This window comes from bacterium SCSIO 12827 (assembly GCA_024397995.1).
In the GTDB taxonomy this organism is placed as follows: domain Bacteria; phylum Pseudomonadota; class Alphaproteobacteria; order Rhodospirillales; family Casp-alpha2; genus UBA1479.
In genome coordinates this window covers 2,550,985-2,564,746 of record CP073746.1, presented here as the reverse complement: position 1 = coordinate 2,564,746, position 13,762 = coordinate 2,550,985, and the positions used below count along the sequence as shown (strand labels likewise).

Below are 13,762 nucleotides of genomic sequence, written 5' to 3'. Positions count from 1 at the left end.
CGGGAGCGGCAATTGGGCGGAGAAGGCTAATGAATAGTTTGGAGTTGTAAGAGAGAAACGGGATCGGCCCGGAGATGGAGCTACTCCGCCGCCACCGCCGCCTTCTTCGGGTCCTTGAAGGCGGACAGCAGGTCCGCTTCGCGGGCCTTGGCTTTTTCCACGTTCGCCATCTTCACGTGACCGAAGCCGCGCATGGATTGCGGGAGGGCCGTGATCTCGCGGGCGAGGGGGAGGTTGTCCGCCGTCAGGCCGGCGAGCAGGGTGTCGATGGTCGCCTCGTACTCGGCGATCAGGGCGCGCTCCATCTTGCGCTCTTCCGTGCGCCCGAAGGGATCGAAAGCCGTGCCGCGCAGGCCCTTCAAGGGGGCGAGCAGGCGGAAGACCCGGAACATCCAGGGGCCGAATTCGCGTTTCTGTAGGTGGCCGGTGCGGGGGTCCTTGGGGCTGCCCAAGGGCGGGGCCAGGTGAACGGTCAGTTTCTTGTGGCTCTGAAACGTCTGGCGCAGGGCGCGGCGGAATTCGGGGGCGGAATACAGCCGGGCGACCTCGTACTCGTCCTTATAGGCCATCAGCTTGAAGAACGCGCGAGCGGCGGCCTCGGTCAAATCCGTCGAACCCGTGCCGAGGGCCGCTTCCTTGGCCCGGACCTTATCAACCAGGGCTGAATAGCGGGCCGCATAGGCCGCGTTCTGATAGGCGGTGAGGTCGGCCACGCGCCGTGCGGTGAAGCCGTCGAGGTCGAAGGCCGCCGCTGGTTTGTCCTGCGGGCCCGCCAGTTTTTCCACGGCGGCCGGGTCGTGCGCGGCGCGGCGGCCCCAGGTGAAGGCCTGTTTGTTGAAGTCGACGGCGACGCCGTTGAGTTCGATCGCGCGCTCGATGGCGGCGGCCGAGATCGGCACCGTGCCCTTCTGGAAGGCATAGCCCAGCAGCATCATGTTGGCGGCGATGGTGTCGCCCATGAGGCGGCGGGCCAGATGGGTGAAGTCGATGAAGTCGGCGCGGTTGCCCGTGGCTTCGTTGATCGCCGCGCGCAGCTTGTCGTCGGGGAAATCCAGATTGGGCAGGTTGGTGAATTCGGCGGTCATGGTCTGGCGCGCGTTGACCACGGCCCGCGCCCGATCCGCGTCCAGCTTGCCCAGGGTTTCGGTCCCGCCCGAGGTCACCATGTCGTTGCCGAGCAAGAGGTCGGCGCTCCCCGCCGCAATGCGCACGGCGTTGAGGGCGTCGGCATCGTCGGCGATGCGCACATGGGCGAACACGGCGCCGTTCTTCTGCGCCAGGCCGGCGACGTCGAGCACGGTCACGGCCTTCTCATCCACATGCGCCGCCATGCCGAGCAGGGCAGAGATGGTCACCACGCCGGTGCCGCCGATGCCGGTGACGCAGATGTTGTAGGCGGTGCCGGTGGCGGGCAACTGTGGGTCGGGCAGCACCGCGAAGGGGGTCGCCGCCGCGCCGGGACGTCGTGTTTCCGAGCCCTTGGCCAGGACGCCGTTGTGCACGGTGACGAAGGACGGGCAGAAGCCCTTCAGGCAGGTGAAGTCCTTGTTGCACATGGACTGATCGATGGCGCGCTTGCGGCCCAGTTCCGTTTCCTTAGGCGCGATGGCGACGCAGTTGGAGACCACGCCGCAATCGCCGCAGCCTTCACAGACGGCCTCGTTGATGAACACGCGCTTGGCCGGGTCGGGGAAGGTGCCCCTTTTCCGACGGCGCCGCTTTTCGGCGGCGCAGGTCTGATCGTAAATCAGCGCCGACACGCCGGGCCAGGTCGCGAGGTCGCGCTGCACCTGATCCAAATCGTCGCGGTGATGGATGGTCACGCCGGGGGCGAATTCGGTGCCCGGCGGGTATTTGTCGGGCTCGTCGGTGACGACGACGACGCGCTTCACCCCCTCGGCCCGGACCTGGCGGGAAATGATTGCGGGGTCCAAGGGCCCGTCCATGGTCTGGCCGCCGGTCATGGCGACGGCGTCGTTGTAGAGGATCTTGTAGGTCACGTTGACCTTGGCCGCCACGGCGGCGCGGATCGCCAGGATGCCGGAATGGAAATAGGTGCCGTCGCCGATGTTGACGAAGATGTGTTCGCGCTCGGTAAACGGCGCCTGGCCGATCCAGTTCGCGCCCTCAGCCCCCATATGGGTGAAGGTCGACGTGCGCCGGCCCGGCATCCAGATCGACATGTAATGACAGCCGATCCCGGCGGCGGCCTCCATCCCTTCGGGCACGTTGGTCGAGGTGTTATGCGGGCAGCCGGCGCAGAAATAGGGGATGCGCTTGATGTCGGGCACGGCGCGCTCGAGGATGCGTTCTTTTTCTTCCAGGAACTTGAGCCGCTTTTCGATGGCTTCCGAATTGTGGAAATTGCGGATGCGCGCCGCGATTACCCGGGCGATGCGGGCCGGGGTCAGTTCCCCGGCGGAGGGTAGGATCCAGTCGCCCGCTTCGTCGAACTTGCCGACCACGCGGGGCCGGACGTCGGCCCGCCAGTTGTAGAGCTGTTCCTTCAGCTGATTTTCGATGACCGCGCGCTTTTCCTCGACGACCAGGATTTCCTCCAGCCCTTCGGCGAAGTGGCGCATGCCGTCGCGTTCCAACGGCCAGGGCATGCCGACGCGGTACAGGCGCAGGCCGATGGCCTCGGCCTCGGCTTCGCCGATGCCCAGGTCTTCCAGGGCCTGCAGGGTGTCCAGGTAGGTCTTGCCGGTGGACACGATGCCGAACCGGGGCTTGGTCGAATCCAGGGTGATGCGGTCAAGGCCGTTGGCCCGGGCGAAGGCCAGGGCGGCATAGATCTTGTGGCGATGCAGGCGTTCTTCCTGATCCAGCGCCGGGTCGGGCCAGCGGATGTGCAGGCCGCCCGGCGGCATGTCGAACTCGGGCAGGACGATGTTGACCCGGTCGGTCGAGACATCGACCGAGGCCGAGGTGTCGATGTTGTCGGTGATGCACTTCATGCCGACCCACAGGCCCGCGAAGCGCGACATGGCCCAGCCGTACATGCCCATGTCGAGCAGATCCTGCACGTCGATGGGGTTGAGGATGGGGATGTTGGCGTCCATCAGCGCGTGTTCGGACTGGCTGGGCACGGTCGACGATTTGCAGGCCGGATCGTCGCCCGCCATCACCAGCACGCCGCCGTTGGGCGCCGTGCCGGCCATGTTGGCGTGGCGGAACACGTCGCCCGAGCGGTCGACGCCCGGCCCCTTGCCGTACCACATGCCGAACACGCCGTCGTATTTGGCGCGGTCGAACAGGTTGATCTGCTGGGAGCCCCAGATGGCGGTGGCGGCCAGGTCTTCGTTCACGGCGGGGTGGAATTTGACGTGATGATCATCAAGGAAGCGCTTGGCGCGGCCGAATTCCCGGTCGATGCCGCCAAGAGGCGAGCCCCGGTAGCCGGTGACGTAGCCCGCCGTGTTCAGCCCTTGGGCCAGGTCGCGCTGGCGCTGCATCAGGTTCAGGCGCACCAGGGCCTGGGTTCCGGTCAGGAACACGCGGCCTTCGGAAAGGCCGTATTTATCGTCGAGGCTGACGCTGCGAAGCTTCACCGGTTATTCCCCATGTCGGCGGGTGGCGGAGGCCAACGCCCTGCCACAACGTTACGGGAAGCCGGGACGGCCTGCAATCGGGGGCGCGTAAATCGCAATTTTCTGGCGCGGCGGGGCGATATTGCGCCATCCCCTGCCGCGACCGGCCCCGAAGGCGGACAGAATCTTTGCCGCCGGGCCGGTTTCTTGGGTGCCGGGGGTGATTGCCCCGTGATTTTTGATTCCCAAGCGGCTATACCGGCTGCGGTCAACTTTGGGGGTCTTTCCGTCCATGAGTATTCTGGTTACCGGTGCTGCCGGCTTTATCGGCTTTCATACCTCGCAGGCGCTGCTGGCGCGGGGCGAGAAGGTGATCGGCATCGACAACTTCAATGACTATTACGACGTTGCGCTGAAGGAAAACCGCGCCGCGCGCCTGCTGGCCCAGGAAGGCTTTTCCATGGTGCGCGCCGATATTTCCGAGCGCGAGGCGATGGAACAGACCTTCGCACGCCATCCCGACATCACCGGGATCATCCATCTGGCGGCCCAGGCGGGGGTGCGTTATTCGCTGATCAATCCCTATTCCTATACGAAGTCCAACGTCGAAGGCCATCTGGTGCTGATGGAGGCCGCGCGCAAGCTGAAGGACCTGAAGCATTTCGTCTATGCGTCCTCGTCTTCGGTCTACGGCGCAAATACCAAGCTGCCGTTCTCGGTCGAGGATCCGGTCGAACATCCGGTGTCGCTCTACGCCGCGACCAAGCGGTCCATGGAACTGCTGTCGGAAAGCTATGCCCGCATGTACGGCCTGCCGTTGACGGGCCTGCGCTTCTTCACGGTCTACGGCCCCTGGGGCCGGCCCGACATGGCCGCTTATATCTTCACCAAGAAGATCATCGCGGGCGAGCCGATCCCCGTGTTCAACCACGGTCAGATGCGCCGCGACTTCACCTTCATCGACGACATCGTCGGCGGCATCCTGGGTGTTCTGGCGACCACGCCGCAAAGCCCCGACGGCACGCCGCACCGGATTTACAATCTGGGCAACAACCGTTCGGAACAACTCATGCGCTTCATCGAAGTGCTGGAAGGCTCCCTGCAGCGCAAGGCGGAAATCGACTTTCAGCCGCTGCAACCGGGCGACGTGGCGGAAACCTATGCGGATATCGATGCGTCGGTCCGCGATTTCGGGTTTAATCCCCTGACCCCGATCGAGCAGGGGATTCCCCGCTTCATCGACTGGTACAAGGATTACCACGGGGTCTGAGGCGCAGGTTAGGAGCCGCACCATGTTCGACGGTTTCGAAATGAAACGCATGGCGGGTGATGGCGCCGAGATCAACCTGCGGATCGGCGGCCCGGACGGTGACGGCGTTCCCGCCGTCCTCATGATTCACGGCTATCCTCAAACTCATATCATCTGGCGGCATCTGGCGCCGAAGCTGGCGAAAACCCATCGCGTCGTCTGCCCGGACCTGCGCGGCTACGGCGACAGTTCCTGCCCGCCGACGGACGACCGCCACATGCCCTATTCCAAACGCGCCATGGCCCGCGATCTGGTCAAGGTCATGGCGGACCTGGGGCATGAGACCTTCGCCGTGGTCAGTCACGACCGGGGGGCCAGGGTCGGCCACCGCATGGCCATGGATTTCCCGGACATCGTCACGCGGCTCTGTTCCCTCGACGTCGTGCCCACGGGTAGCGTGTGGCAACGCGCCAACAAGAACTGGGCCATGGGCTCGTTCCATTGGTTGTTCCTGGCGCAGCCTTATCCCAAACCGGAAACCCTGATCGGCCATGATCCGGATTTCTGGCTGACATGGTTGCTGGAAAGCTGGTCGGCGGACATGGCAGCCTTCGGCGAGGGCGCCTTGGATGACTACAAGCGCGCCCACCGCAATCCCGATGTCATCCACGCCAATTGCGAGGATTACCGCGCGGGCGCCACCATCGACGACGATCTTGACCGCGCCGATCTGGACGCCGGCAACAAGATGCGCTGCCCCGTGCTGGCCCTTTGGGGCGGGGCGCGGAAGGCCGGCGGGCCGAAGACCGATGGCAAGGTCTCGGCCCTCGACGTTTGGGGCGAATGGGCCGACGAGGTCAAGGGCGGACCACTGCCCTGCGGCCATTTCCTGGCCGAGGAAGCCCCCGATGCCGTCTGGGCCGAACTGGCGCCGTTTCTCGGCGTCGGCGCTTAAACTGATACACCTGAAGGAGACTGCACATGCCGTTTCGTAACGACCTGTTCCTGGGCCGGTTTGGCCTCAATCCCCGGTTTGAAGACACCGATCTTCTGCTGGATGAGCCCGTGTCGCGCATGATCGGCCGCCGGGTGTGCCGCCATTACGGTCGGGAAGAGGTCACCGACGGGATGCTGGAAACCCTGCTGGCGGCGGCGCAGTCCGCCCCCGCCAAGTCGGACCTGCAGCAATACGCCATCGTCGTCACCGACAAGGATCAGCAGCAGGCCATTTCCGACATGATCGGCTCCATGCCCTGGATCGCCGATGCCTCGCGCTTTCTGGTGTTCTGTGCCGATATGCATCGGGGCCAGCGCATCGCCGAGATGCGCGGCAAGGAACACGTCAACAATACCCTCGATACCTTCATGAACGCGGCCGTGGATGCGTCGCTGGCCATGATGTCCTTCATCACCGCCGCCGGGTTCAAGGGGCTGGGCACCTGTCCGGTGTCGGCCGTGCGCGCCCATACGGCCGATATTTGTGAATTGCTGGGCCTGCCCAAGGGGGTTTATCCCGTGGCCGGGCTGACGGTGGGCTACCCCACCGACGACGGGCGCTTTACCCTGCGCCTGCCGCCTTCGGTCGTGGTGCATCACGGTAAATATGACGATTCGGCCCTGGAGACGGAATTGAAGGCCTATGACGCGCGCCGCAACAAGCTGCAGCCGATCGCGCCGGAAAAACAGATGCACCAGGACGATTTCGGCGTTTCCGACGACTACGGCTGGACCGAGAACACGGCCCGCCGGCTGGCCAAGCGGGAACGCGCGGATTTCGGGGCGTTTATCCGATCCCACGGCTTCGATCTGGAATAGGGCGGTGGCCCGGTTGCGGTTATTTTATACCGCAGCGCAATAGGTCTGTTCCAAGCGTCTTAAAAACTTAACGAAAGTTATATTGCGGTGCAGCATATCGTGCCCATATGATTGCCTGTGCTCGCTCGAAAAGGAGTTCCAGGGGGAAGACGCTTTTGCCAATCGGGCTTTAATCGGCCCCGGCTGAAAAGGAAGATCTTCCATGGCCAACGATATTAAGGACACCAAACCCGCCGGCATGGCCGTGTCCGTTCAGGATACGGCCGCGCCGCCCAGTTTTCGCAAGCTGACGGCGGCGGACGGAGACTTGCTCGCAGGCCACCTCAAGCGCCTTGAGCCCCATGATCGCCATTTGCGCTTCTGGGGTGGGGTTACCGACACCGCAATCGACGAATATTGCGCGCGGCTCGACTGGTCGGCCGCCGTGGTCGGCGGCGCCTTCATCGACGGCGAATTGCGGGGGGTCGGGGAACTGATACGGGTGCGTCTGATGCCGCGGATCATGGCCGAGGTCGCGTTCTCCGTCGAAGGCCCGTGGCAGAACGCGGGCGTCGGCACGGCGCTGTTGCGCCGGGTGCTGACCATCGCGCGCAACCGCTGCATCGACCGGGTGTACATGCTGTGCATGACGGAAAACCGCAAGATGCAGAAGATCGCGTCCAAGTTCGAAGCCGAACTGAGCTTCGACGAAGGCGAGGTCGAGGGACGCATCCTGCCGGCCTGGCCCAGCTACTTCTCGTTCATGGAAGAAGCGGTCGAGGACAGCAAGGCCTGGTTCCCGGCAATCTTCGATCCCGCGTCCCTGTGGCCGGGACTGGTCAGCCCGCCGGATCAACCATAGAGACGTTCCAGGTGCGCCCCGTAGATCTGCCGGATCACGTGGCGGCGCACCTTGAGCGTCGGCGTCATCTGCTCGTTATCGACGGTGAAGGGCGCGTCGGCGACGATGAAGCGGCGGACCTTTTCGATATTGTTGAGCTTGCTGTTGATGCGGTCCATGGCGGCGGCCAGGGCCTTGTGCAGGTCGGCGTCGCCGGCCAGCTCCGACAGGCTGCCGGAAACGCCGTTGGCGACGGCCCAGTCCTTCAGCCAGTCGGCGTCGGGCACCACCAGCGCCACCAGATGCGGGCGCTTGTCGCCGTAGACCATGGCCTGGGCGAATTCCGGCTCCAGGATGATGGCGCCCTCGACCCGCTGCGGCGCGATGTTGTCGCCGCCGGAATTGACGATGATGTCTTTCTTGCGGTCGGTGATGACCAGATAGCCGTCGTCGTCCAGATGGCCGACGTCGCCGGTGTGCAGCCAGCCATCCTTGATCGCCTGGGCCGTTGCGTCCTCGTCGCGCCAGTATCCCTGCATGACCAGATCGCCCTGAACCAGGATTTCGCCGTCGTTCGCGATCCTGACATGGGTGTTCTTCATCGGCGGGCCGACGGTGTGCATCTTGACCTTCACGGGGCGGTTGACACTGATCACGGGTGCCGATTCCGTCTGGCCGTAGCCTTGCAGGATGCGCAGACCCAGCGCCGTGAAATAGATGCCGACCTCCGGGTTCAGGGGCGCGCCGCCGGAAACCAGGGCCTTCAGCCGCCCGCCGAACCGGGCCTTGACCTTGGCGCGGACCAGTTTGTCCAACACGGCGTCCTGAAGGCGTTCGATCGGGCCCAGGCTGTTCGGATCCAGGTAGCGCTTGGTGCCGAGCGCCACGGCCTTGCGGAACAGTTTTTCCTTGGCGCCCCCGGCGGCCTCGACACCCCGTTCGATGCGCGCGCGCATGCTTTCATACAGGCGCGGCACGGCGGTCATGATGGTCGGCTGGGCTTCGGCCATGTTGTTGACCAGATGTTCAACGCCTTCGGCGTAATAGATTTCGGCGCCAATCGACATGGGGAAGAACTGGCCACCCGTATGTTCGTAGGAATGGCTCAAGGGCAGAAACGACAGGAACACCTCGGCATCCAGGCCGATTTCGCGCAGCGCGTCCGTGGCACCTTCGACGTTGTGCAGGATCGCCTTGTGCGACAGCATCACGCCCTTCGGTTTTCCGCCCGTGCCCGATGTATAGATGATGCAGGCCGTGTCATCGATGCTTCGGCTGTTCGCCATGGCGACCATGTTGTCATGGCCGACCTGGCCCATGGCCAGCACGTCGTCCCATTGATGCAGGTCGAAGCTGAAGGATTGCGCGAGCTCGATCGGCTCCATGGAGATCACGAACTTGCAGACGTCCGCCCGGTGGGCTGCCGGCAACAGGCGTTCAGCCAGGCGTTTGGTCGAAACGATAACGCCGACGGCATCCGAATCTTCCAGGATGTGCAGATGGTCGGCTTCCGTGTTGGTGATATAGGCGGGGGTGGTGATGGCGCCCGTGGTCATGATGGCGACGTCGGAAATCAGCCAGTTGGCCCGGTTTTCCGAAACCAGGACCACGCGGTCGCCCGGCTTCACGCCCAATGCCTGCAGCCCGCGCGCCAAGCGCGACACCCGCGACGCCGTGTCGCCCCAGCTCAACGGCCAGTAGGCGCCGCCCGATTTTTCCCACAGGAACGGGCGGTCGCCCAGTTCCGCCGCCTGGGCATAAAACATTGCTGCCAGGTTCGGCCATGCGTAAGTGCTCATTTTCCCTCAGACTCCCCCCGGTTGTCGTTGACCCGCAACCACTCTATATCCAGGGAGAACTTTACGTATGCCCCGAAGGGATGCAAGCCATGACCGATATCCGCCGTTCAGATGTTTCCGCCCCCCGCAGCCCCGACACAGGTGCCGCGCCAGCGGTGCCCATGGGTGATTTGCCGCGTTGGAACCTGGCGGACCTCTACAAAGGGCCCGATGACGCGGTAATCGAGACCGATCTGGCTTGGGCGCAGGAACGGGCGGCGGCCTTTGCCGAGGCCTACAAGGGCCGTCTGGCCGCGCTTTCGGGCGATGACCTGGGCAAGGCTGTTCAGGAATATGAAGCCATCGGCGAGCGCCTGGGCCGAATCATGAGCTTCGCCGGATTGAAGTTTGCGGAGAACATGGAAGACGGCGCCAGTGCGCGGTTCCAACAATCCATGCAGGAACGGGTCACCGACATTTCGACCCTGACCCTGTTCTTCACCCTGGAACTGAACCGCATCGAGGACGCGCGCCTGGATGCGCAAATGGCGGAAAGCACGGCGCTGTCCCGCTATGCGCCCTGGCTGCACGACCTGCGCGCGTTCCGGCCTTATCAGCTGTCGGACGAACTGGAACAAGCGCTGCACGAACGCCACGTCACGGGGGCGGCGGCCTGGAACCGCCTGTTCGAGGAAACCCTGGCCGGTCTGCGCTTTCCCGTCGATGGTGAGGACCTGACCCTGTCGGGTGCTCTCAACAAGCTGAGCGAACCCGACCGCGAGCTGCGCAAGCGCGCCGCCAAGGCCGTGGGCAAGGGGCTCGGCGACAATATCAAGCTGTTCTCCCTGACCTACAACACCCTGGTCAAGGACAAGGCCATCGACGACAAGTCGCGCGGCTACCCGCGGCCCGTGTCCTACCGCAATCTGGCCAATCAGGTCGAGGACGAGGTCGTGGACGCCCTGGTCACCGCCGTGCGCGAAAGCTTTCCCAAGCTGTCGCACCGCTATTACAAGCTGAAGGCCAAATGGTTCGGCGTCGATCAGATGGAATACTGGGATCGTAACGCGCCCCTGCCGACGGCGGCCGACCGCAAGTACTCCTGGGATGAAGCGCGGGATACGGTGCTGGGCGCCTACGGGGCCTTCAACCCTGACATGGCCGACATCGCCAAGCAGTTCTTCGACAAACGCTGGATCGACGCGCAGCCGACGGCGGGCAAGGATTCAGGTGCCTTCGCCCATCCCACCGTGCCCTCGGCCCATCCCTATATCCTGTTGAATTTCCACGGCCGCTCACGCGACGTCATGACCCTGGCCCACGAACTGGGCCATGGCGTGCATCAGGTATTGGCGGCGCCCCAGGGCAATCTTCTGGCCGACACGCCCCTAACCCTGGCCGAGACGGCATCCGTGTTCGGCGAGATGCTGACCTTCCGCGCCATGCTGGCGGGCGAAACCGACCCGGCGCGCCGCCGGGTCATGCTGGCCGGCAAGGTCGAGGACATGCTCAACACGGTGGTCCGCCAGATCGCTTTCCACATGTTCGAATCCAAAGTTCACGACGAACGGGCCAAGGGCGAACTTTCGCCGGAACGCCTGGGCGACATCTGGATGGACGTGCAGACCGAAAGCCTAGGTCCGGCGTTCCGCTATGACGACGAATATCGGCATTATTGGGCCTATATCTCCCATTTCGTGCATGTGCCGTTCTATGTCTACGCCTATGCCTTCGGCGACTGTCTGGTGAATTCGCTTTACGATGTGTTCCAGGGCGGCCATCCGGGTTTCCAGGCCAAGTACCTGGACATGCTGCGGGCGGGCGGTACGCTGCGCCACAAGGAACTTTTGGCGCCGTTCGGGCTGGATGCGTCGGATCCCGATTTCTGGCACCGGGGTCTGTCCATGCTGTCCGGGTTCGTCGACGAACTGGAACAGGAATTTTAGGGAATGACCGATGCGCCCGGCTCCGGCCAACGCGTGCTGCGTGCGGGGCCCGCACCCGAAGATTCCGACCATGCGCCTCTGGTCTTCATCCATGGCGCCTTCGCCGGGGCCTGGACCTGGGCTGAACATTTCCTGCCGTACTTTGGGAAGCAGGGGTTTTCCTGCCTTGCGGTCAACCTGCCGGGACGCAAGGGCATGCCTGATTACGATCAGCTGCACGACTTCGGCATTCAGGATTTCGTCGATGCCGTGTCCGAGGTCGTCGACACCCTGCCGCGCCCGCCCGTCCTGATCGGTCATTCCATGGGTGGTTTCGTTGCCCAGCGGCTGGCCATGGACCGGGACGTCGCGGCGGCCGTTCTGATGTCATCGGTCCCGCCCACGGGTCTGGCCGGTCCGTCGGTCGCCCTGGCGCTGTCGCGGCCCATGCTGATCTGGGAGATTGCCCGCATCGAATCCACGGGCGAACCGCTGGACAGCCTTGAAACCCTGCATCAATCGATCTTCAACAGTCATGTTCCGAAGGCCGTTTCCGAACGTCTGCTGCCTTGGTTCCAAATGGAAAGTCGACGCGCGGTCATGGATCAGCACACGGTCTTCATGCCGCCCATGATGGGCCTGCGCGGCATCCCGGCCCTAGTGTTGGGGGCGGAGCATGACAACCTGATCCCCCCCGCTTTCGTCCACGGCACGGCGGCCTTCCTGGGCACCCAGGCCCATATCTTCGACGGCATGGGCCATGCGGTGATGCTGGAAGACGATTGGGAAGAGGCCGCCGAGACCATCGCCGACTGGTTGAGGGAACTGAATGTCTGATCGCCCGCCATCGGACAGGAATACGGTTGCCGGGCGGGTCCGGCGCTATGCCCGGGTCGGCGGCACGGTCGGCGGGTTGGCGGCGAAATTGGCGGGCAATCGGCTGTTCGGTCTGGAATTGGACAAGGGCGTGCATGCCGCCGACCTGCAGGCGGCGCTGGGCGGCCTCAAGGGGCCCTTGATGAAGGTCGCGCAGATTCTGGCCACGGTGCCGGACCTTTTGCCCGACGAATACGTCCATGAACTGCGCAAATTGCAGACGTCGGCACCGCCCATGGGCTGGGCTTTCGTGCGCCGGCGGATGGCGTCCGAATTGGGGCCGGACTGGCAGACTCGGTTCGGGGCGTTCGAGCGCGAGGCCGCGGCGGCGGCATCCCTGGGACAGGTCCATCGGGCCAAATCACACGACGGCCGTGACCTCGCCTGCAAAATCCAATACCCCGACATGGCGTCCGCGGTGGAGGCGGACCTGTCGCAGCTTAAGGCCGTGTTCGCCCTCTACCGCCGCTACGACCGCGCCATCGACCCGTCGCAGATCCATTTGGAATTGAAGGAACGGCTGCGCGAGGAATTGGATTACGGTCGGGAAGCCCGCAACATGGCGCTGTACCGGGCCATGTTGGCGGACGAGGCGGGGGTGCATGTGCCCGACGTCGTGGACGACCTGTCCACCGACCGACTGTTGACCATGACCTGGCTGAGCGGCGCTCCCCTGATGGATCAGGTGGACAGCAGCCTGAAACACCGCAACGCCATCGCGCTCAACATGTTTCGCGCCTGGTACGTGCCGTTCTATTTCTTCGGGGTGATTCACGGTGATCCGCACCTGGGTAATTATTCGGTGCGCCCGGACGCCACGGTGAACCTGTTGGATTTCGGCTGTATCCGTGTGTTCCGCCCGGAATTCGTAGGTGCGGTGATCGACCTGTACACCGCACTCAGCACCGATGACGAAGCCTTGGCCGTCCATGCCTATGAAACCTGGGGGTTCGAGAACCCGTCCAAGGAAATGATCGCCGTTCTGAATGAATGGGCGCGGTTCCTCTACGGCCCCTTGCTGGCTGACCGGGTGCAGAGCATTCAGGAGACGGGCGGCACGGCATACGGTGCCGGCATCGCCGCCAACGTGCACAAGAAACTACGTGAACTGGGCGGGGTTACGCCGCCCCGGGAATTCGTGCTGATGGACCGGGCGGCCATCGGGTTGGGCAGCGTGTTCACGCATCTTAGGGCGGAAATCAACTGGCACCGGATGTTCCACGACCTGATCGACGACTTCGATCTGGACCGCCTGCGCGCCCGCCAGACTGAATCACTTGCACAGGCCGGCGTGCCGCCGGTTTACTAAGGGCCAGCAATCGAGCCGAAGCAGCAAAGGGAAGGAAACAGGAATGATCATCACCACCACCGATTCCGTCGAAGGCCGCCAAGTCAGCGCCTATCTGGGCGTCGTGTCCGGCGATGCGGTCATGGGGACCAACATCTTCAAGGACTTTTTCGCGGGCATTCGCGACATCGTCGGCGGCCGTTCCGGCGCCTATGAAAAGGAATTGCAGAAGGCCAAGGAATTCGCGCTTGAGGATATGCAGGCGCGGGCGGCGGAACTGGGTGCGGACGCGATCGTCGCCGTTGATCTGGATTACGAGGCCATCTCGTCGGACAAGTCCTGCATGCTGATGGTCAGCGCGAACGGCACGGCGGTAAAACTCGCTTAAGTAATTTCAGGCATACTCAGCCAAGTAAATTCAATGACTTGTGCGGCGAGGGACCCCGTCGTTACACTACCTGCGCCCGGACTGTCCGGGTGC

10 protein-coding genes are annotated in these 13,762 nt (G+C 63.9%); 8 read left to right on the top strand and 2 right to left on the bottom strand.

All coding sequences use genetic code 11. From position 1 onward, the window contains the following. Positions 1–80: 80 nt before the first annotated feature. Positions 81–3,551 (bottom strand): indolepyruvate ferredoxin oxidoreductase family protein, encoded by a 3,471-nt coding sequence (locus KFF05_12090; GenBank protein ID UTW50687.1) that lies wholly within the window; start codon positions 3,549–3,551, stop codon positions 81–83. Positions 3,552–3,822: 271 nt separating this feature from the next. Here KFF05_12090 and KFF05_12085 point away from each other — a divergent pair, with 271 nt between their 5' ends. The 4 genes from KFF05_12085 to KFF05_12070 all read left to right on the top strand — a co-directional run bounded on the left by KFF05_12085 (position 3,823) and on the right by KFF05_12070 (position 7,435). After that, positions 3,823–4,800 (top strand): NAD-dependent epimerase/dehydratase family protein, encoded by a 978-nt coding sequence (locus tag KFF05_12085; GenBank protein UTW50686.1) that lies wholly within the window; start codon positions 3,823–3,825, stop codon positions 4,798–4,800. Between the two features lie 22 nt (positions 4,801–4,822). Next, positions 4,823–5,734, top strand: a complete 912-nt coding sequence (locus KFF05_12080) for an alpha/beta hydrolase (GenBank protein ID UTW50685.1) — start codon at positions 4,823–4,825, stop codon at positions 5,732–5,734. Positions 5,735–5,760: 26 nt separating this feature from the next. Next, positions 5,761–6,594, top strand: a complete 834-nt coding sequence (locus KFF05_12075; protein UTW50684.1) for a nitroreductase family protein — start codon at positions 5,761–5,763, stop codon at positions 6,592–6,594. Between the two features lie 202 nt (positions 6,595–6,796). After that, positions 6,797–7,435: a GNAT family N-acetyltransferase gene (locus tag KFF05_12070; GenBank protein UTW50683.1), complete on the top strand. Its 639-nt coding sequence runs from the start codon at positions 6,797–6,799 to the stop codon at positions 7,433–7,435. Here the strand turns inward: KFF05_12070 and KFF05_12065 are convergent. Next, on the bottom strand, positions 7,426–9,213 hold the full coding sequence (locus KFF05_12065) for an AMP-binding protein (GenBank protein UTW50682.1): 1,788 nt from the start codon (positions 9,211–9,213) through the stop codon (positions 7,426–7,428). The two genes, KFF05_12070 and KFF05_12065, sit on opposite strands and share 10 nt — an antisense overlap. Before the next feature lie 89 nt (positions 9,214–9,302). Between KFF05_12065 and KFF05_12060 the strand changes: the two genes are divergently transcribed. Genes KFF05_12060 through KFF05_12045 form a run of 4 tightly spaced genes read left to right on the top strand, consistent with a single transcriptional unit; the run spans position 9,303 to position 13,669 of the window. After that, complete coding sequence (locus KFF05_12060) at positions 9,303–11,138, top strand: M3 family oligoendopeptidase (protein UTW50681.1); 1,836 nt, start codon at positions 9,303–9,305, stop codon at positions 11,136–11,138. A 3-nt stretch (positions 11,139–11,141) separates the two neighbouring features. Continuing rightward, positions 11,142–11,954 (top strand): alpha/beta hydrolase, encoded by an 813-nt coding sequence (locus KFF05_12055; protein UTW50680.1) that lies wholly within the window; start codon positions 11,142–11,144, stop codon positions 11,952–11,954. After that, positions 11,947–13,302 carry an AarF/ABC1/UbiB kinase family protein gene (locus KFF05_12050; protein ID UTW50679.1) on the top strand — a complete coding sequence of 452 codons (1,356 nt, stop codon included), beginning with the start codon at positions 11,947–11,949 and terminating at the stop codon, positions 13,300–13,302. Before KFF05_12055 ends, KFF05_12050 begins: the two co-directional genes overlap by 8 nt. A 43-nt stretch (positions 13,303–13,345) precedes the next feature. Next, the gene (locus KFF05_12045) at positions 13,346–13,669 is read left to right on the top strand and encodes a heavy metal-binding domain-containing protein (protein ID UTW50678.1); all 324 of its coding nucleotides are present in this window, start codon (positions 13,346–13,348) and stop codon (positions 13,667–13,669) included. Positions 13,670–13,762 lie beyond the last annotated feature (93 nt).